This window comes from Sphingomonas sp. CCH21-G11, assembly GCF_001555965.1.
Lineage (GTDB): Bacteria > Pseudomonadota > Alphaproteobacteria > Sphingomonadales > Sphingomonadaceae > Sphingomonas.
Map to the genome: position 1 here is coordinate 195,131 of NZ_LSHX01000029.1, position 16,325 is coordinate 211,455.

The window sequence follows — 16,325 nt, forward strand, 5'->3', positions numbered from 1 at the left end:
GGGCGCAAGACGGTAAATGACAGATCAGGGACTCGGCCACGCTCGGGGCGCATCAGCGCCGACACCCGGATTCCGCGACGCGCGGACTTCTGCGGCTTTCAAATTTTTCAAGAGAACATTGGCCGAACGAAAATAAATCGGCGACGGCGGAACGGGTCGAGTCAAACCGTGCGTCGGGTTGCAGATCAAGCGGTGCGCATCATGGTCGATGCGGCGAGCCGGGCGGCGTTGCGCAATGGCTCGACCGACCGCCGCACCCGCGCCAGGATCAGGCCGCCCTCCAGCGCCGCGATCGCCAGGTCGGCGCGCGCCGCAGCCGCTTCCGCATCATGCCCCGCCGCTTGCAGTGCCGGGATCAGCCGCGCCGACCAGTCGGCATAGGCGGCCAGCACCGCTTGATGGATCAGGGCGTCCTCCGGTCCGGTTTCCTGGGCGATCACCGAAATCAGGCAGCCTTCGCGCCAGTCCGACTGGGTCAGCCAGCCCCCCATCGCCTCGGCGATCTGGCGCAGGATATCGCCCGGCGCGACGCCATCCTCGACGCGCCGGTCGATCAATCCGGCGACCTGTGCGGCAAGGAACGCGATCGCTTCGGCGGCGAGCTGCGGCTTGCCGCCGGGAAAATGGTGATAGAGCGAGCCGCGCGGCGCGCCGGATGCGGCGATGACGTCGTTGATGCCGGTGCCGGCATAGCCACCGCGCTGGAACAGGCGGACCGCCGCGGCCAGGATACGCGCGCGCGTGTCGCGCGGTGGCTTCACGCCCGCAGCGTCGGCTCGCGTGTCACTGCCACGTACAGCGCCGGGTCCGGCCATGCGTCGTCCGCCTCCTCAAAGCGGAAGGTCTTAGGCCCGACACGGGTCGGGTCAAACCCCTTCGCCGCCCAGGCGTGGAGCGCGGGGTCATGGCCGAACCGGCAATCCGGTCGGCCGATGCGATAGGTCAGGCCGTTATAGTAGATGGGCAGCAGCGGCAGTTCGGGCGAGACGAAGGGCGGTGCGACGCTGGTCAGCGCGGCGTCCGGGCCGCAGGCGTGGATCGCGGCGAGCAGTTGCGCGCCGTCGCCGGCGGCATCGACGACGATGTCGAAGAGGGCACCGTCCAGTTCGGCGACATCGGCCATCACCTGCGCGCCATAGTCGCGGGCTATTCCCCGGCGCGCCGGGTCGGCGTCGACATAAACGGTGCGTCCGGCCCCGAGCACCACCGCGAGCGCCGCGGCGAAAATGCCGATCACCGGCACCATCCCGCCGATCACCAGCACCGTGCCGCCCGGCCGCCGCGCCAGTTGCGGGCCGACCGCGCGCCAGGCGTCGGTCGCCATGTCCGCCAGGCCGATCAGCGCGGTCAGATCGACGCCGGCGGGCAACGGCACCAGCATCGCGGCCGCGAACGGCACGCGCACCAGATCGGCGACGCCGCCGCCATAGCCGCCGGCGCGGCCCATGCCGTAGCTGGCGCCGAGCGGCACGCGCTCACACCGCCCGGTCGCGCCCGCCTGGCACATCCGGCACTCGCCGCACGAAATCTGTGCGGGCACGATCACCCGCTGGCCGATCGTCAATCGCTGCGCTGCACGCTCGCCCAGGTCGACAATCTCGCCGATAATCTCGTGGCCGAGTGGTTCGCCGACCGCCAGCGGCATCCGTCCGGCGAGATACAGCGTGTCGAGGTCGCAGCGGCCCATGACGAGCGGCCGCACGATCGCGGCATCGTCGCTGTCCAGCCGGGGATCGACGGCCTCGCGCCACTCGACCCGTCCGGGCCCCGCAAAGACCAGGTGGCGCATCAGTTCGCCACCGGCGCGACCGAGGCGAGCATGACTGCGACCGGCGCGCCCCAGTCGTCGCCGCCGTCGCCGGCATGCACCTTGACTTCGACGCTCACCTGTCGCCGCCCTGCTTTGAGCACGGTGCCGACGGCGCGCAATCGGGTACCGCGCGCGGCCTTGAGGAAGTGGATGGTATAGCTGGCGGTGCGGACATCACCCGCCACCGTCGCCGCGGCCCAGCTCGCCGCCGTGTCGGCCAGCGCGCCGACAATCCCGCCATGCGCTGCGCCGTGATGCTGGCTGAGTTCCGCGCGCAGCTCGACCTCAATGGTCACGCCGTCGGTGTGGAGATCGACGATGCCGACCTTGAGCCAGGCATTGAAGCCCTGGCTGGCGGAAACCTGTTCCAGCGCGGCGCGGACGAGTTGGGGATCGGGTGAGGTATTCATTCCGAGTGACTAGACCGACCAGTCTAGAGAGTCGAGTCGGATCAGTAATTCATGCTGGCGCTTGACTGGTTTGACGTCAAACTATACAGGTTCGACATCGAACTTAATCAGCGAGTCGGGGAGTTGGCCTGTCGACCCGCATGACGCCGGGAGACCGCTTGTGAAAACTGATCCGATGCGCACCGAACTGCGCGCCTTCCTGACCGGCTTTATCGGCACCTTGCTGCCGCTGGTGCTGGTCATTGCCCCGACGCCTGATCCGCTTGCTGCTGGTGCCGCCCGTGGCGAGGCGGTGGCGCGATGAGCCCGCGGATCCTGTTGCTGGCGACCGCGCTGCTTCCCGGCGCTTGCATGAGCGGCGGAGCGGGATTGGGCGCGCTCGGCGGCGGCGGGGGCGGCGTGCGCGGCGAAACCGCGTTCCGCGCGACCGGCCATGCCACAGTCTTTCAGTCGGTGCACGCGCCCGAAGCCGTCGCGCAATGTTTTCGCGACCAGGCGGCATTGCCGCCGCACGCATTGGTCGCGCCCGATCCGGTCGACGGCGCGCCGCTCTATCGCCTGCGCTATCAGGAGTATTGGTTCGAACAGATCGCGTTCCGCCCTGCTGCGAACGGCGGCACCCGGATCGAGGTCTTGTCCTCCGCCGCCTATGACGCGGCGTGGACCGGGCGGTTCGTGCGCGACCGGCTGGAGCCGCTTGGCCGGTGCATTGGCCGCGACACCGATCAGGCCGGCACGCAACTGGCGGCACGGCGATGAGCAGCGCCCGGATGCTGTCGCGCGGGTCGCTGGGCGTGCTGGTCGCGGCGTCGCTGCTGCTGGTCGGGGCGTGCGCCTATCGCCACGAGGGGTTGGATCGCGGCCAGGCTTTTGCCGCTCGCCACTTCACCGACCGGCCGAACGTCGTTCACCCCGCCGACAATCCCCCGACCCCGGCCAAGGTCGCGCTGGGCCGCGACCTGTTCAACGACGCGCGCCTGTCGGCGGACGGCGCGCGGTCCTGCGCCTCGTGCCACCGCGCCGATCGCGGCTTCGGCGACGGCGTCGCGCGCGCGCCGGCGCGCAGCGGCGGGCAACTGCTGCGCCACACGCCCACGATCTGGAACGTCGCCCATGCGCCGTCGCTGTTCTGGGACGGCCGCGCCCCGACGCTGGAGGCCCAGGCGCTGATGCCCGTGATGGCGGGCGAGGAACTGGGACGCCACCCCGCCGCATTGATCGACCCGATCCGCGCGGATGCCGGCTATCGCGCGCGCTTCGCCGCCAGTTTCCCCGAAGAGCCCGAGATCAGCGAGGCGACCGTGTCAAAGGCGATCGCGGCCTATGAACGCACGCTGGTATCGGGCACCGCGCCGTTCGATCGCTGGGCGGCCGGAGATGCAAAGGCGATCAGCCCGGCGGCACAGCGTGGCTTCGCGGTCTTCGCCGGGCCCGGCAATTGCGTCGCCTGCCACCGCGGCGCGATGTTCACCGACGGCCGGTTCAAGGATATCGGGCTGCCCGACGCCGATCTCGGCCGGGGCGGCATCACCGGCAACCGGCTTCGCGATCATGCCTTTCGCACGCCGTCGCTGCGCGAGATCGGGCAGACCGCGCCCTATATGCATGACGGCTCGCTGCCGACGCTGGCCGCGGTCGTCGATCATTATTCCGACCGGCTCGTCGAACGCCCGCTGGGCGCGCGCCGGGTGCAGCTGTCCCCCGATCAAAAGCGCGATCTGGTCGCGTTCCTGCACACGCTCGACAGCGATCCGTCGCCGGCGGGCGACGATTAACCGAAAGGAGCCGAACCATGGCACTGCCCCGACGTCAATTCATCCGCCTCGCCGGCGGCGGCATCGTGCTGGCGGCGGGCGGTGCGGCCGCATTCGTCACCACGCGGACGCCCGAACGCGCGCTGGCACCGTGGCGCGTCGCGGCGGCGGATGACGATGCCGACCCGCGCCGGTTCGCGCTGGCCCATGCGATCCTGGCCCCCAACCCGCACAACCGCCAGCCCTGGATCGCGGACATCCGCACGCCCGGCGAAGTCACGTTGCGCGTCGACCGCACACGGCTGCTGCCGCAGACCGATCCGTTCAATCGCCAGATCACGATCGGGCTCGGCTGTTTCCTGGAGCTGATGGTCATTGCCGCCGCCGAGCGTGGCCAGCGCGTCGACCTGACGCTGTTCCCCGACGGCGAGGATGCACGCGGGCTGACCGACGGGCGGGTGGCGATCGCGCGCTTTCGTGCCGACGCCGCGGTCGCCCGCGACCCGCTGTTCGCGCAGATCCTGGCGCGGCGATCGAACAAGGCGCCGTTCGACACCACCCGCCCCCTCGCCCCGGGCATGCTCGCGCCGATCCTGGCAAGCGCCCGCCACGGCCCCGCCGTCGGCGGATCGGTGGACACCCGCTCGATCGCCCGGCTGCGCGAACTGACCGTGCGGGCGCTGCGCATCGAAGTGGCGACGCCGCGAACCTATCGTGAGAGCGTCGACTTGTTCCGCATCGGCCGGGCGGAGATCGAGCGCAATCCTGACGGGATCGACTTTTCCGGGCCGTTGTTTGAAAGCCTTGCCCTCGTCGGGCAGTTCAACCGCAAGACGCTGGCCGACACGTCGTCGTCCGCCTACAGTCAGGGGATGCAGGCCGTGCTCGCCAACCCCGCCACCGCAATGGGCCATGTGTGGATGGTCAGCCGCACCAACACCCGCGTCGACCAGATTGCCGCCGGGCGCGACTGGGTGCGCCTCAACCTGGCGGCGACGCGCGATGGCATCGCCATCCACCCGCTCAGCCAGGCGCTGCAGGAATTTCCCGAGATGGCCGACCCGCATCGCGCGCTTCACGCCCTGCTCGCCCCGGGCGGCGGCACGGTTCAGATGCTGGCACGGATCGGCCACGGTCCGGTCGTGCCGCCCAGCCCGCGCTGGCCGCTCGCCGCCAAACTGGTCCGGGCATGACCGCGCACGGCCACCCGAAGGCGTCGACCACCAGCGCCGCAGGCGAGCCGGGCGAACTCGGCCTGTTCGCCTTCTTCAACGAAATCGGCATCATCAACCAGCTCGCCTCGGCATTCTTCACCCGTCTGCTGCCGGATGGCGTCCATGTCGCGCACTTCGCGATCCTGAACCACATGGCCCGGCTGGGCGACGACCGCACGCCACAGCAGCTCGCATCGGCAATGCAGGTGACCAAGGCGACGATGACCCATTCGCTCCAGGTGCTGACGGCACGCGGCTTCATCACGCTTCATCCCGATCCCGATGACGGCCGGTCAAAGCGCGTCCGCCTGACCGATCGCGGCCGCGCCTTTCGCGACGCGGCGATCGCGGCGGTCGAAACCGGTTTCGCGCCGATCGCGGCGCAGCTGGCGGCCCTGCCGATGGCGGCGGTCACCGAAAGCCTGCGCAAGGTCCGCATCGTCCTGGATGAATCGCGTTGACCCGCCCACCGGTGCCGCAGGGCCAGGGCGACATTACGACGAACGCACACCATATGGAAAATGACGGCGGGATCGGAATCGAGTGAGTGACGCAAGGATGACGGCCGTTCCCCATATCAACGCGATCGGCACGGCGGTGCCCGGCCATGACGTGCACGCAAGCTTCATCGCGTGGGCGGAGGCACGGCTGAGCGATCCGCGCCTGCGAGGGATTTTCCGCCGCATGGCCGGCCGCTCGGGCATCCGCCATCGCTGGTCGGTGCTGCCATATGCGCCCGGCGGCGGATCGCCCGTCGATCATGGCGGGTTTTACAATGGCGGCGGGGTGCCCGGCACTGCGCGGCGGATGGCCGTCTATGCCGAACAGGCCCCCGCGCTGGCGCGTGCCGCCGTCGATGCGCTGGCCGTGAAACACCCGCCGCACGATATCACCCATCTGGTGGTGGCGAGCTGCACTGGCTTCGTCGCCCCCGGGATCGATCAGCTGCTCGCCGCCGATCTCGGCCTGTCGGACCGCGTCGAACGCGTGCTGGTCGGCTTCATGGGCTGTTATGCCGCGGTCGCCGCGCTGCGTACCGCAAGCCATATCGTCCGTTCCGAACCCGGCGCGCGGGTGCTGGTCGTGACGGTCGAGCTTTCGTCGCTGCACCTGCAGTATGACGACCGGATCGAGCCGCTGCTGGCCATGCTTCAGTTCGGCGACGGCGCGGCGGCGGCACTCGTGACGGGCGATGCGGCGGGTTTCGCGATCGACCGTCGCTTTTCGCTGGCGATGCCCGACAGCGGCGACCTCATTACCTGGACCGTCGGCGATGCCGGTTTCATCATGGAATTGTCGGGCGAAGTGCCCGGCCGCATCGCCGCCGCGCTGGGCGATGCGCGGGTCCGCGATGCGATCCTGGGCGACCGGCCTGCCGACGCGATCGACGCATGGGCGGTGCATGCCGGCGGGCGATCGATCCTCGACGCGGTCGGGCACGGCCTGGGGCTGGCCGCCGATGGACTCGATCCCTCGCGCCGCGTGCTCGAACGCTTCGGCAACATGTCGTCATCGACGCTGATGTTCGTCCTCGCCGACATGCTGGACGACCCCGCGAAGCGCCGCGGCATCGGCATGGCGTTCGGCCCCGGCCTCGCGGTCGAGGGCTTCGGCTTCCACCGCGCACCATGATGTCGCTCGCCACCCGCGCCCGGATCGAGGAACAGATGGACGCGCCCGACATCGCGCCCGCGACCTATGCCGCGGTGCTGCGCGACCTGTCGCGGGTCAATTGGTGGACGCGCACCGCCGCGCCGACGCTCGCCTTTCTCGATCGGGTCGCGCGGCCGGGCGAGCGGTTGCGCGTCCTGGACGTCGGATTTGGCGCCGGCGACATGCTGCGCGCGGTCGCCGGCTGGGCCCGGGCGCGCGACATCGCGGTCGACCTGGTCGGCGTCGACCTCAACCCGCTGAGCGCCGATGTCGCGGCGGCGGCAACCCCGGCGAACGCCGCGATCGAATGGCGAACCGGCGACTATGCCGACCAGCCCGGCCCGTGGGACGTCGTGATCAGCAGCCAGGTCGCGCATCACATGACGCCGGCGCAGCTCGACCAGTTCATCGCCTTCATGGAAACGACCGCGCGGCGCGGCTGGATGATCAGCGACCTGCACCGCCACCGCATCGCGCATTTTGGCTATCCGCTGCTCGCCCGCCTGCTCGGCGTCCATCGCATCGTGCGCGAGGACGGCCGGCTGTCGATCGCGCGCAGCTTCCGCGTCGCCGAATGGCGCGAAATCCTGGCGCGCGCGGGTGTCGCGTCCTTCGCGCGCATCTCATGGCACATCCCGTTCCGGCTATGCGTCACCCGCGCGCGCTGATTATCGGCGGTGGGCCCGCCGGGGCGGCGACCGCAATCCGCCTGGCGGGGGCGGGCGTCGAGACGCGGGTGCTCGAACGCAGCACGGGGCCGCACGATACGGTGTGCGGGGGGTTTCTGGGCTGGGACGCGCTAGCGGCACTCGACCGGCTGGGCGTCTCTGCCGCGGGCCTGGGTGCGCACCCGATCCGTCGCCTGCGACTGGCGCATGGCCGTCGCGTGCGCGAGGTCGCCCTGCCCTTTGCCGCCGCGGGCTTGTCACGGCGCGTGCTCGACGAGGCATTGCTCGCTCGCGCTTCTGCGGCGGGGGCTGGTGTGACGCGCGGCGTCAAGGTCCGATCGGTCGACCCCGATACCCGCAGCGCCGAACTGGCCGACGGCACCCGCATCATCGGCGAGGCGCTGTTCCTCGCCACCGGCAAGCATCCGTTGCGCGGCGCGCCCGCGCGCGGCGAGGCAACGCGCGACGGTGCACTGGGACTGCGCATCGGCTATGTGCCCGATGCCACGACGCGCGCGGCGCTGGACGGCGTCATCGAGCTCCATCCGTTCGACCAGGGCTATGTCGGCCTGCTGCTGACCGAGGACGGCCGGGTCAACCTGTGCCTGTCGAGCGCGCCCGCGCGACTGCGCGCGGCGGGAAGCGCGATGGCGCTGATCGGCGAGCTCGGCGGGGAAAGTCCGCTGCTGGGCGAGCGCGTCGCCGGCCTCGCGGGTCAATGGTCCACGATCGCGGGCGTCCCCTATGGCTGGCGCGCGGCCGACGGTATCCACGGCGTGTTCCGGCTGGGCGACCAGGCGGCGGTGATCTCGTCGCTTGCCGGCGACGGTGTCGCCATCGCACTGCGGAGCGGCGAGCGCGCCGCCGCCGCGATGATTGCGGGGGGCGCACCGGAATCGGCACGCTATCAGCCGCGCTTTGCCCGTGAAGCAAAACGCCCGATCGCGACGGCGGGGGCACTGCGTTATGCCGCCGAACGACCGGCGCTGCGACCGCTGCTTTTCGGCGCGATGGGGCTCGGTCTCGGGCTGGGACCCTGGCTGTCCGCCGCCGCCGCACGGCTGACCCGTATCGGATAGCCGGCGGCACTGGCCGACCCCGACCTTCGCACCCCTTGCCATCGCTGCCGCGCTGCGCCAGCCTTGACGCGACACGATAACATGGGGGTTTGCGATGCGATCGACTTTGCGGGGCGTGGCCGCCCTTTCCCTGGCTTGTGCGCTGCCGGTTCTGCCCGGCCAGGTCGAGGCGCAGACACAGGCGGGCCTCGCGGTCGAGGAACTGTCGATCGAAGACCTCCAGACCCAGATGAAATCGGGCAAGTCGACGAGCGAGGCGATCACCGCCGCCTATCTGGCGCGCATCGCGGCGATGGACCGCGCCGGGCCGACGCTGCGCAGCGTGATCGCTGTCAGCCCCGACGCGCTCGACCAGGCCCGCGCGCTCGATGCCGAACGTCGTGCCGGCAAGCTGCGCGGGCCGCTCCATGGCATTCCGGTGCTGATCAAGGACAATATCGAGACGCGCGAGCTGCCGACGACCGCGGGCAGCCTGGCGCTCAAGGACAATATGACGGGTCGCGACGCGCCGCTGGTCGCGCGGCTGCGCGCGGCGGGCGCGGTGATCCTGGGCAAGACCAATCTGTCGGAATGGGCGAACATCCGATCAAGCGACAGCATGAGCGGCTGGAGCGCCGTCGGTGGCCTGGTGCGCAACCCCTATGCGCTCGATCGCAGCGCATGCGGGTCGTCGAGCGGGTCGGGCGCGGCGGCGGCGGCCAGCCTGGCGGCGGCGACGGTCGGCACCGAAACCGACGGGTCGGTTGTCTGCCCGTCGTCGATCAACGGACTGGTCGGGCTGAAGCCGACGGTCGGCATGATCAGCCGCACCCATGTCGTCCCGATCAGCCATACGCAGGATACGCCGGGGCCGATGACGCGCAGCGTGCGCGACGCAGCGATCCTGTTCGCCGCGATGGCGGGCAGCGATCCCGCCGATCCCGCCACCGCCGATGCCGACCGGCTGAAGCGCGACTATGCCGCCGGCCTTTCCACCACGGCGCTGGCCGGCATGCGCGTTGGCGTCGTGCGGCCGAACATGCGCAAGGAGCTGGCCGCGCGGTTCGATGCGGCGCTGGCGGTGCTGCGGGCGGCGGGGGCGACGCTGGTCGATGTCGAGCCGATTCGCCCGCAGGGGCTGGGCGAGGCCGAGTTCCTGATCCTCCAGACCGAGCTCAAGGCGGATCTCGACGCCTATCTGGCGACGACGCCCGCGACTGTCACCGCCCGCACGCTGGACCAGTTGATCGCGTTCAACACCGCCCATGCCGCGACCGAAATGCCCTATTTCGAACAGGACATTTTTGATGGCGCGGTCAAGATGAAGGGGCTCGACGACCCGGCCTATCGGGAAGCGCTGGCCAAGGCGGCGAAGCTGGCCGGGCCGGAAGGCATCGACGCGATGCTCGCCAAGGCGCGCGTCGCGCTGATCGTCCAGCCGACTACCGGGCCGGCATGGCTGAGCGACCCCGTGCATGGCGATCAATATGCAGGGCCGAGCGCCAGCCAGCTGCCCGCCGTGTCGGGCTATCCGCACCTGACCGTACCGATGGGGCTGGTCAGCGGGTTGCCGGCGGGGCTGTCCTTCATCGGACCCAGGCATTCCGAGCAATTGCTGCTGAACGCCGGCTATGCCTATGAACAGCGCGCAAAGGCGCGAGCGAAGCCCGGCTATGCCGCGACGGTGGCAACGGGCAAGGGGCTGGAGGCCGCGGCGCGCTAAGCATGACTCAGGACCTCGCCTGTCGGGCGACGCGCGCCTGCCAGAACGTCAGCAGCGGCACGACGCCCAGTTCGATCGCCAGCCCGGCGAGATGCCCGACCGACGGCGCGCCGACGACGACCAGCGACGCCAGACGGCCCAGCCCGCCGGCGACGACCAGCGCCGCGAGCAGGCGAAAGCGCGGGCCGCGTCGCTCGATCGCCGGGATGCACGTCGCAAAGCCGATGCCGAGCGCGAGGAAGATGCCCGACAGATAGCGGAAATGACTGTCGAGATCGGTCGATCCCCCGCCACTGCCGAGCCAGTCCGGCCCGCGCCACAGGCTCAAGGTCGCCGCGCTGAGCGGGACGAGGCAGGTGAACGCGACCGCAAGCTGGAGCAGCCGGCGTTCGATGTCCGCCCTCACGCGCGGTCGCGTTCGAGCAATTCGGCGCGCACATGGATGGCGCGCAGCGAAATGCGCACCTCGACCAGGAACAGGATCAGGCCGGCGACCAAAGCCACCATCGCCGCGATGAACAGCGAGGCGACGACAGTGCCGATCTTGAGCTTGACCAGCTCGGCGACGAACAGCATCGCGACGACCAGCGAGATCATGACGGCGCTGGCGACGCACAGCGACAGTGCCGCGTTGATCACCGTGATCCGCCGGTCGAGGATGCGCAATTCCCACACGTGGCGGTCATGTTCCGGCCCGGTCGAGCGCGGATGGAGCTGTTCGAGCGTGCGCACCCGGTCGACGATGCGCGCCAGCCGGCCCGCCAGCACGTTGAGGATCGCGCCCAGCCCGGCGAGCAGGAACACCGGCGCGATCGCGGTCTGGATGGTCGAGGCGACGGTCGAGATGCCGGGCGTGATGAGCATGGCTGGCGCTATGCGGTCGAAAACGCACGCGCGGCAAGCGGAATAACCGCCCGCTTCCACCCATTGGTAACGCCTGTTCGGCTAAACCCGGCGCGATGACGAAGCCAATGCCGCTCGCCCAGTTCACGCGCCTGCCGCCCGCACTGCATGTCGAGGCGCTGGCGGGCCTGTCGGGCGCGATCGACCTGGTCGCGGCGCGTGCGCCGGAAAGTCACCGTTTCCTGCGCTATGGCTGGTACGATGCGGCGATCCGCACCTATGGCGGCACCGCGCGCACGCTGATCGTGCAGTGCGAGGGCGCGCCGGTCATCGCGCTGCCGATCGCGGCCATGGGCGCGCCGTGGACCGGTTGGGCGCGCGTACCGGGAAGCTATTGGCCGTTCCGCAGCTTTCCCGCCGCCGCCGACGCCGGGCTGGCCGCGTTCGATGCGCTGCTCGGGCAGCTTGCGCGCGAAGCCGTCGTCCTGCGGCTCGGACCGATCTACGACGACGATCCCGTGCTGCACCCGATGCGCCGCGCCGCACAGGCGGCCGGATGGACGGTGATCGACCGCTTCGTCGCCGACAGCTACCGCCTCGACATGGCGGCAGCGGCGCAGGACGGCGGCTGGCCACGCGCATCGACGCGCAAGAAGAACCGTTTCCACGAAAAGCATCTGGCGACGCACGGCGCGCTCGAATGGTCATTCGTCACCGGCGCTGAGTGGTCGGCGGCGCGGTTCGACGCGCTCGCCCAGATCGAACGGCAGAGCTGGATCGCCACGCGCACCGACGGCCGCGACGCCAAGTTCACGCCCGACGGCCATGGCGGCTTCTGGCGCGCGGTGGCGGACGACCCGGTGATTGCCGACATGCTGTGGGCGGCGGTGCTGACGATCAACGGGCGCCCGACCGCCTTTTCCTTCGACCTCAACACCGGCGCGCTCAAATATGCGATCGCCAACAGCTACGATCCGGTGGTGGGCAAGCATTCGCCCGGCAAGCTGCTTTACTATCGCAACCTGATCCGCGCGATGGCGGACGGGATCAAGATGGTGGACTGGGGCGCTGGGGACAGCGGCTATAAGCGCACGATCGGTGCCGTCCCCGGACCAGCCATCCGCGACTGGTTGTTCGTGCGGCCCGGCGTCGCGGCATCGCTGGCACGGCTGATGGCCGGGTGGTGGGCACGCAGCGGAAATAGCCGCCACGGCACCGCGGCAGAAGCTGAAGACTGAAGAACCGGTCCGCTTGCGCGGATCAGCCGCGGTTGCGCCGATCCTGCTGGCGACGCTCGGGTCCGGCGTAGCTCGGGTCCTGCGCGACGCGGCGATCGCTGCGACGGCGTTCGTCGGACGTGCCGGTGGCGTTCGGCGTGGGCTTCGGGTCCATCACAAACCTCCTGGTGCGGGAAGCGGAGTATGGCCGAAAAAGGTTAAGTTCCCGTTCCGACCCCCGGAAGTGCCGGCCACAGCCCCGCAATGACCGTCAAGGTGCCCAGTCCCGCCGACAGCGCGACGCGCAAACGCAGCCACCATCGCGGCACCAGTCCCGCCGCGGCGAGCCGCGCGTCGACCAGCGGAGAAGCCAGGATCATCGCCCCGATCGCCAGCGTGGAGGGTTGGGGCCAGGGCTGACCGACCAGCCAGGGAACGCCGCTCGCCAGCGCGATGAGCGAGGGGAGGACTGCCGCGATCCACACCCAGCCCGGCGTTTCGCGCGCCGCTGCCGCCGCCAGCCCCCACCACATTCCACCCAGAAAGGTGAAGATCAGCGCCGCATAGGCATAGGCAAGGGTGACCGCGACAAAGCGCCATTGCGGATCGCCCCCGACCAGCAGCGCCACCGCGACGATCTGGGGCAGCAGGCCGGCAAAGCCAAGCAGGCGGGGCATGGCGGGGATGGCGGTGACGGGGGCTGTCGCGTCGACGGGTCGGGTCATGGCAGCGACATTATCCGCGCCGATCGCGATGCAACAGCTGGCTTGAAGGACAGGCACGTCGGCATGGCCATAATGGGTGGCAATCCCGGCGCAGGCGGCATAGATAGCGCGCTGTATCCGGCAACCTGCGCCGCGCGGGCGGGAACGCCGCCAGCCGAGCATGCGAGAAAGGCCCTCCCGATGAGCACCCAACCCAGCGCGCTGCACATGGTCCAGCCCGACGGCTTCTTCACCCGGGCGCTCGCGGACGCCGACCCCGAAATCTTCGCGGGCGTCGCCGACGAGCTCGACCGCCAGCAGCATCAGATCGAACTGATCGCGAGCGAGAACATCGTGTCGAAAGCGGTGCTGGCCGCGCAGGGATCGGTATTCACCAACAAATATGCCGAGGGCTATCCGGGCAAACGCTATTATCAGGGCTGCGCGCCGTCCGACCGGGTCGAGACGCTGGCGATCGAGCGTGCAAAGCAGCTGTTCGGTTGCAACTTCGCCAACGTCCAGCCGCATTCAGGGGCGCAGGCCAATGGCGCGGTGATGCTGGCGCTGACCAAGCCGGGCGACACCATCCTGGGCATGAGCCTGGATGCCGGCGGCCACCTGACCCACGGGGCCAAGGCGGCGCAGTCGGGCAAGTGGTTCAATGCCGTCCAATATGGCGTGCGCGCCGACGATCACCTGATCGACTATGACCAGGTCGAGGCGCTGGCGCGCGAGCACAGGCCCCAGCTGATCATCGCGGGTGGCTCCGCCTATCCGCGCATCATCGATTTCGCGCGCTTCCGGGCGATCGCGGACGAAGTCGGCGCGCTGTTCCTGGTCGACATGGCGCATTTCGCGGGCATCGTCGCCGCCGGGCTGCACCCGTCGCCCTTCGGCCATGCGCATGTCGTCACCACGACCACGCACAAGACGCTGCGCGGGCCCCGTGGCGGCATGATCATGACCAATGACGAGGCGATCGCGAAGCGGATCAACTCGGCGGTGTTCCCCGGCCTTCAGGGCGGCCCGCTGATGCATGTCATCGCTGCGAAAGCCGTCGCGTTCGGCGAGGCGCTGGAGCCGCAGTTCAAGAGCTATATCGCCGCGGTGCTGGAAAACGCGAAAGTGCTGGCCGCGACGCTCAAGGAGCGCGGGGCCGATCTGGTCGCGGGGGGCACCGACACCCACCTGGCGCTCGTCGACCTGCGTCCGCTGGGCGTCACCGGGCGCGACGCGGACGAGGCGCTGGAGCGTGCCGGCATCACCTGCAACAAGAACGGCATCCCGTTCGATCCGCTGCCCCCGCTCAAGACCAGCGGCATCCGCGTCGGCACGCCCGCCGGCACGACGCGCGGCTTCGGCCCCGCCGAGTTCCGCGAAGTCGGCCACATGATCGCCGACGTGCTCGACGGGCTGCGCGCGAAGGGCGAGCATGGCGATGCGGACGTCGAGGCGGCGGTGCGCGGCCGGGTGCGGGCGTTGTGCGAGCGCTTCCCGATCTATCCGGAGGCGTGATTGCGCTGCCCCTTTTGCGCGCATGACGACAGCCAGGTGAAGGACAGCCGTCCGAGCGAGGACGGCACCGCGATCCGCCGCCGCCGGCAATGTTCGGCGTGCGGCGCGCGCTTCACCACCTTCGAGCGCATCCAGATTCGCGAGTTGACCGTGCTCAAGAGCGAAGGCAGCGGCAGCGAGCCGCGCCGCGAGCCGTTCGATCGGGAAAAGCTGTTGCGATCGGTGTCGATCGCGTGCCGCAAGCGCCCGATCACCAGCGTCCAGATCGACCGGCTCGTCTCCGGCATCCAGAGGCAACTGGAAACGATGGGCGACGGCGAGGTTGCCAGCCAGACGATCGGCGAACTGGTGATGGAGGGGCTGAAAGGCCTCGATTCCGTCGCCTATATCCGCTTCGCCAGCGTCTATAAGGATTTCCGCGAGGCGCGCGATTTCGAGGAGTTCGCAGGGTCGGTAAGCGAAGTGGCGCGCAAGTGAAGGGGGCATTGTGCGTCCTTCGATACGCCGCTTCGACAAGCTCAGCGGCTACTCAGGATGAGCGGTTTTGTTGGAATGAGAGGATCTTTGTTCCCCTTCCCGCTCATCCTGAGTAGCGACTGAGCGAAGTCGAAGGCGCGTATCGAAGGACGCAAGCCGCACCCCCTCCCCCCCTGGATCCCACCAGATGACCTTCCACACCTATCTCCTGCGCTGCGCCGACGGCAGCTACTATGTCGGCCATACCGATGATCTCGACCAGCGGATCGCCCAGCATCAATCGGGCCTGGTCCCCGGTTATACCGCGCCCCGCCGCCCCGTGACGCTCGTCTGGTCGGAGGGCTTCCCCGATCGCGAACAGGCGTTCGCCGCAGAGCGCAAGCTCAAGGGCTGGTCGCGCGCCAAGAAGGAAGCGCTCGCCAGTGGCGACTGGGATGCGGTCCGCCTACTCGCGCGCAAACCCGATCCCGCGCCCGCACCCCCGCCCGCGATCGTCCTCGTCCGCCCGCAACTTGGCGAGAATATCGGCAAGGCGGCGCGCGCGATGCTGAATTTTGGGCTGACCGACCTGCGGCTCGTCGCCCCGCGCGACGGGTGGCCCAATCCGGCCGCCGGCCCGGCGGCGAGCGGCGCGGATGTGGTGCTGGAGCGCGCGCAGGTGTTCGACACGCTGGCCGATGCGATCGCCGACTGCGCGCATGTCTATGCGACCACGGTGCGCAAGCGCGGCGTGACCAAGCCGGTCGAGACGCCCGAGGTGGCCGCGCGCGCCATTCACGCTGCCGCCGGACGATCGGCGATCCTGTTCGGGCCGGAGCGATCGGGGCTGGAGACCGACGATGTTGCGGTCGCGCGGACGATCATCACCGTGCCGATCAACCCCGAGTTCGGATCGCTCAACCTGGCCCAGGCGGTGATCCTGGTCGCCTATGAATGGTCGAAACACGTCCCGAGCGGTGTCGAGGGAGGGGTTGCACTCGCCAGCCCGCCGGAGGTCGAGCTGGACCCGCCCGCGTCGCAGGCGAGCCTGGACGGCCTGATCGCCCATCTCGACGCGATGCTGGAGGGCGCGGGCTATTTCTTCCCGCCCGACCGCGCGCCCGTGACGCGCCGGACGCTGCGCACGCTGCTGACCAAGCCTGCATGGAACGAGCAGGAAATCCGCACGCTACGGGGTGTGCTGAGCACGCTGGAGCGGCCGCGGGAGCGGTGAGGTTGCGCTGGGTCCTTCGATACGCCGCCCTTCGACTGCCTGCCAAGGCAGGCGCTCAGGACAGGC

At 69.8% G+C, this 16,325-nt stretch carries 20 protein-coding genes; 13 read left to right on the forward strand and 7 right to left on the reverse strand.

Features of this window, described 5'->3' with window-relative positions:
• Window positions 1-185: 185 nt before the first annotated feature.
• From AX676_RS07365 to AX676_RS07375, 3 genes are read right to left on the reverse strand one after another with little or no spacing between them, the layout of a single operon-like run.
• Window positions 186-761: a TetR/AcrR family transcriptional regulator gene (locus AX676_RS07365; RefSeq protein ID WP_066477938.1), complete on the reverse strand. Its 576-nt coding sequence runs from the start codon at window positions 759-761 to the stop codon at window positions 186-188.
• Window positions 758-1,789 (reverse strand): alcohol dehydrogenase catalytic domain-containing protein, encoded by a 1,032-nt coding sequence (locus tag AX676_RS07370; protein ID WP_066477941.1) that lies wholly within the window; start codon window positions 1,787-1,789, stop codon window positions 758-760. Before AX676_RS07370 ends, AX676_RS07365 begins: the two co-directional genes overlap by 4 nt.
• Window positions 1,789-2,220, reverse strand: coding sequence for a PaaI family thioesterase (locus tag AX676_RS07375; RefSeq protein WP_066477944.1), 432 nt, complete (start codon window positions 2,218-2,220; stop codon window positions 1,789-1,791). Before AX676_RS07375 ends, AX676_RS07370 begins: the two co-directional genes overlap by 1 nt.
• Before the next feature lie 160 nt (window positions 2,221-2,380).
• Between AX676_RS07375 and AX676_RS17750 the strand changes: the two genes are divergently transcribed.
• From AX676_RS17750 to AX676_RS07415, 9 genes are all read left to right on the forward strand, one after another.
• Window positions 2,381-2,524, forward strand: coding sequence for a hypothetical protein (locus tag AX676_RS17750; protein ID WP_156437675.1), 144 nt, complete (start codon window positions 2,381-2,383; stop codon window positions 2,522-2,524).
• On the forward strand, window positions 2,521-2,979 hold the full coding sequence (locus tag AX676_RS07380; RefSeq protein ID WP_066477946.1) for a hypothetical protein: 459 nt from the start codon (window positions 2,521-2,523) through the stop codon (window positions 2,977-2,979). The genes AX676_RS17750 and AX676_RS07380 overlap by 4 nt, the downstream gene beginning before the upstream one ends.
• Window positions 2,976-3,995, forward strand: a complete 1,020-nt coding sequence (locus AX676_RS07385; protein ID WP_066477949.1) for a cytochrome-c peroxidase — start codon at window positions 2,976-2,978, stop codon at window positions 3,993-3,995. The genes AX676_RS07380 and AX676_RS07385 overlap by 4 nt, the downstream gene beginning before the upstream one ends.
• A gap of 17 nt (window positions 3,996-4,012) precedes the next feature.
• Entirely contained in the window at window positions 4,013-5,167 is a 1,155-nt protein-coding gene (locus tag AX676_RS07390; RefSeq protein ID WP_197417053.1) for an Acg family FMN-binding oxidoreductase, read from the forward strand.
• Window positions 5,164-5,649: a MarR family winged helix-turn-helix transcriptional regulator gene (locus AX676_RS07395; protein ID WP_082731114.1), complete on the forward strand. Its 486-nt coding sequence runs from the start codon at window positions 5,164-5,166 to the stop codon at window positions 5,647-5,649. Before AX676_RS07390 ends, AX676_RS07395 begins: the two co-directional genes overlap by 4 nt.
• Before the next feature lie 97 nt (window positions 5,650-5,746).
• Window positions 5,747-6,820, forward strand: coding sequence for a type III polyketide synthase (locus tag AX676_RS07400; RefSeq protein WP_066477951.1), 1,074 nt, complete (start codon window positions 5,747-5,749; stop codon window positions 6,818-6,820).
• Window positions 6,817-7,509, forward strand: coding sequence for a methyltransferase domain-containing protein (locus AX676_RS07405; RefSeq protein WP_197417054.1), 693 nt, complete (start codon window positions 6,817-6,819; stop codon window positions 7,507-7,509). Before AX676_RS07400 ends, AX676_RS07405 begins: the two co-directional genes overlap by 4 nt.
• Window positions 7,467-8,588: an NAD(P)/FAD-dependent oxidoreductase gene (locus tag AX676_RS07410; RefSeq protein WP_231726013.1), complete on the forward strand. Its 1,122-nt coding sequence runs from the start codon at window positions 7,467-7,469 to the stop codon at window positions 8,586-8,588. Before AX676_RS07405 ends, AX676_RS07410 begins: the two co-directional genes overlap by 43 nt.
• 94 nt (window positions 8,589-8,682) lie before the next feature.
• Window positions 8,683-10,290 carry an amidase gene (locus tag AX676_RS07415; protein WP_066477961.1) on the forward strand — a complete coding sequence of 536 codons (1,608 nt, stop codon included), beginning with the start codon at window positions 8,683-8,685 and terminating at the stop codon, window positions 10,288-10,290.
• A gap of 7 nt (window positions 10,291-10,297) precedes the next feature.
• Here the strand turns inward: AX676_RS07415 and AX676_RS07420 are convergent, their stop codons facing one another.
• Entirely contained in the window at window positions 10,298-10,696 is a 399-nt protein-coding gene (locus AX676_RS07420) for a DUF4345 domain-containing protein (RefSeq protein ID WP_066477964.1), read from the reverse strand.
• Complete coding sequence (locus AX676_RS07425; RefSeq protein ID WP_066477967.1) at window positions 10,693-11,154, reverse strand: DUF2721 domain-containing protein; 462 nt, start codon at window positions 11,152-11,154, stop codon at window positions 10,693-10,695. Before AX676_RS07425 ends, AX676_RS07420 begins: the two co-directional genes overlap by 4 nt.
• Before the next feature lie 95 nt (window positions 11,155-11,249).
• On the opposite strand from AX676_RS07425, the gene AX676_RS07430 reads away from it, so the two are divergent.
• Window positions 11,250-12,371, forward strand: coding sequence for a GNAT family N-acetyltransferase (locus tag AX676_RS07430; protein WP_066477969.1), 1,122 nt, complete (start codon window positions 11,250-11,252; stop codon window positions 12,369-12,371).
• Between the two features lie 22 nt (window positions 12,372-12,393).
• On the opposite strand, the gene AX676_RS18450 is transcribed toward AX676_RS07430, so the two are convergent.
• Window positions 12,394-12,525 carry a hypothetical protein gene (locus AX676_RS18450; protein ID WP_269450161.1) on the reverse strand — a complete coding sequence of 44 codons (132 nt, stop codon included), beginning with the start codon at window positions 12,523-12,525 and terminating at the stop codon, window positions 12,394-12,396.
• Between the two features lie 43 nt (window positions 12,526-12,568).
• Window positions 12,569-13,075 carry a DUF3429 domain-containing protein gene (locus tag AX676_RS07435; RefSeq protein ID WP_066478030.1) on the reverse strand — a complete coding sequence of 169 codons (507 nt, stop codon included), beginning with the start codon at window positions 13,073-13,075 and terminating at the stop codon, window positions 12,569-12,571.
• Window positions 13,076-13,255: 180 nt separating this feature from the next.
• On the opposite strand from AX676_RS07435, the gene glyA reads away from it, so the two are divergent.
• From glyA to AX676_RS07450, 3 genes are all read left to right on the forward strand, one after another.
• Window positions 13,256-14,569 carry a serine hydroxymethyltransferase gene (gene glyA / locus AX676_RS07440; RefSeq protein ID WP_066477972.1) on the forward strand — a complete coding sequence of 438 codons (1,314 nt, stop codon included), beginning with the start codon at window positions 13,256-13,258 and terminating at the stop codon, window positions 14,567-14,569.
• A complete protein-coding gene (nrdR, locus tag AX676_RS07445; RefSeq protein WP_066477975.1) occupies window positions 14,570-15,046 on the forward strand; it encodes a transcriptional regulator NrdR in 477 nt (158 codons plus the stop codon). It abuts the gene before it with no gap.
• A gap of 187 nt (window positions 15,047-15,233) precedes the next feature.
• Window positions 15,234-16,259, forward strand: a complete 1,026-nt coding sequence (locus AX676_RS07450; RefSeq protein WP_082731026.1) for a TrmH family RNA methyltransferase — start codon at window positions 15,234-15,236, stop codon at window positions 16,257-16,259.
• Window positions 16,260-16,325 lie beyond the last annotated feature (66 nt).

Coding starts and splice junctions, on each gene's coding strand:
- AX676_RS07370 (WP_066477941.1), bottom strand. CDS start 1,789: ATGCGCCACCTGGTCTTTGCGGGGCCCGGACGGGTCGAGTGGCGCGAG.
- AX676_RS07375 (WP_066477944.1), bottom strand. CDS start 2,220: ATGAATACCTCACCCGATCCCCAACTCGTCCGCGCCGCGCTGGAACAG.
- AX676_RS07380 (WP_066477946.1), top strand. CDS start 2,521: ATGAGCCCGCGGATCCTGTTGCTGGCGACCGCGCTGCTTCCCGGCGCT.
- AX676_RS07385 (WP_066477949.1), top strand. CDS start 2,976: ATGAGCAGCGCCCGGATGCTGTCGCGCGGGTCGCTGGGCGTGCTGGTC.
- AX676_RS07390 (WP_197417053.1), top strand. CDS start 4,013: ATGGCACTGCCCCGACGTCAATTCATCCGCCTCGCCGGCGGCGGCATC.
- AX676_RS07395 (WP_082731114.1), top strand. CDS start 5,164: ATGACCGCGCACGGCCACCCGAAGGCGTCGACCACCAGCGCCGCAGGC.
- AX676_RS07400 (WP_066477951.1), top strand. CDS start 5,747: ATGACGGCCGTTCCCCATATCAACGCGATCGGCACGGCGGTGCCCGGC.
- AX676_RS07405 (WP_197417054.1), top strand. CDS start 6,817: ATGATGTCGCTCGCCACCCGCGCCCGGATCGAGGAACAGATGGACGCG.
- AX676_RS07410 (WP_231726013.1), top strand. CDS start 7,467: ATGGCACATCCCGTTCCGGCTATGCGTCACCCGCGCGCGCTGATTATC.
- AX676_RS07415 (WP_066477961.1), top strand. CDS start 8,683: ATGCGATCGACTTTGCGGGGCGTGGCCGCCCTTTCCCTGGCTTGTGCG.
- AX676_RS07425 (WP_066477967.1), bottom strand. CDS start 11,154: ATGCTCATCACGCCCGGCATCTCGACCGTCGCCTCGACCATCCAGACC.
- AX676_RS07430 (WP_066477969.1), top strand. CDS start 11,250: ATGACGAAGCCAATGCCGCTCGCCCAGTTCACGCGCCTGCCGCCCGCA.
- AX676_RS18450 (WP_269450161.1), bottom strand. CDS start 12,525: ATGGACCCGAAGCCCACGCCGAACGCCACCGGCACGTCCGACGAACGC.
- AX676_RS07435 (WP_066478030.1), bottom strand. CDS start 13,075: ATGACCCGACCCGTCGACGCGACAGCCCCCGTCACCGCCATCCCCGCC.
- glyA (WP_066477972.1), top strand. CDS start 13,256: ATGAGCACCCAACCCAGCGCGCTGCACATGGTCCAGCCCGACGGCTTC.
- AX676_RS07450 (WP_082731026.1), top strand. CDS start 15,234: ATGACCTTCCACACCTATCTCCTGCGCTGCGCCGACGGCAGCTACTAT.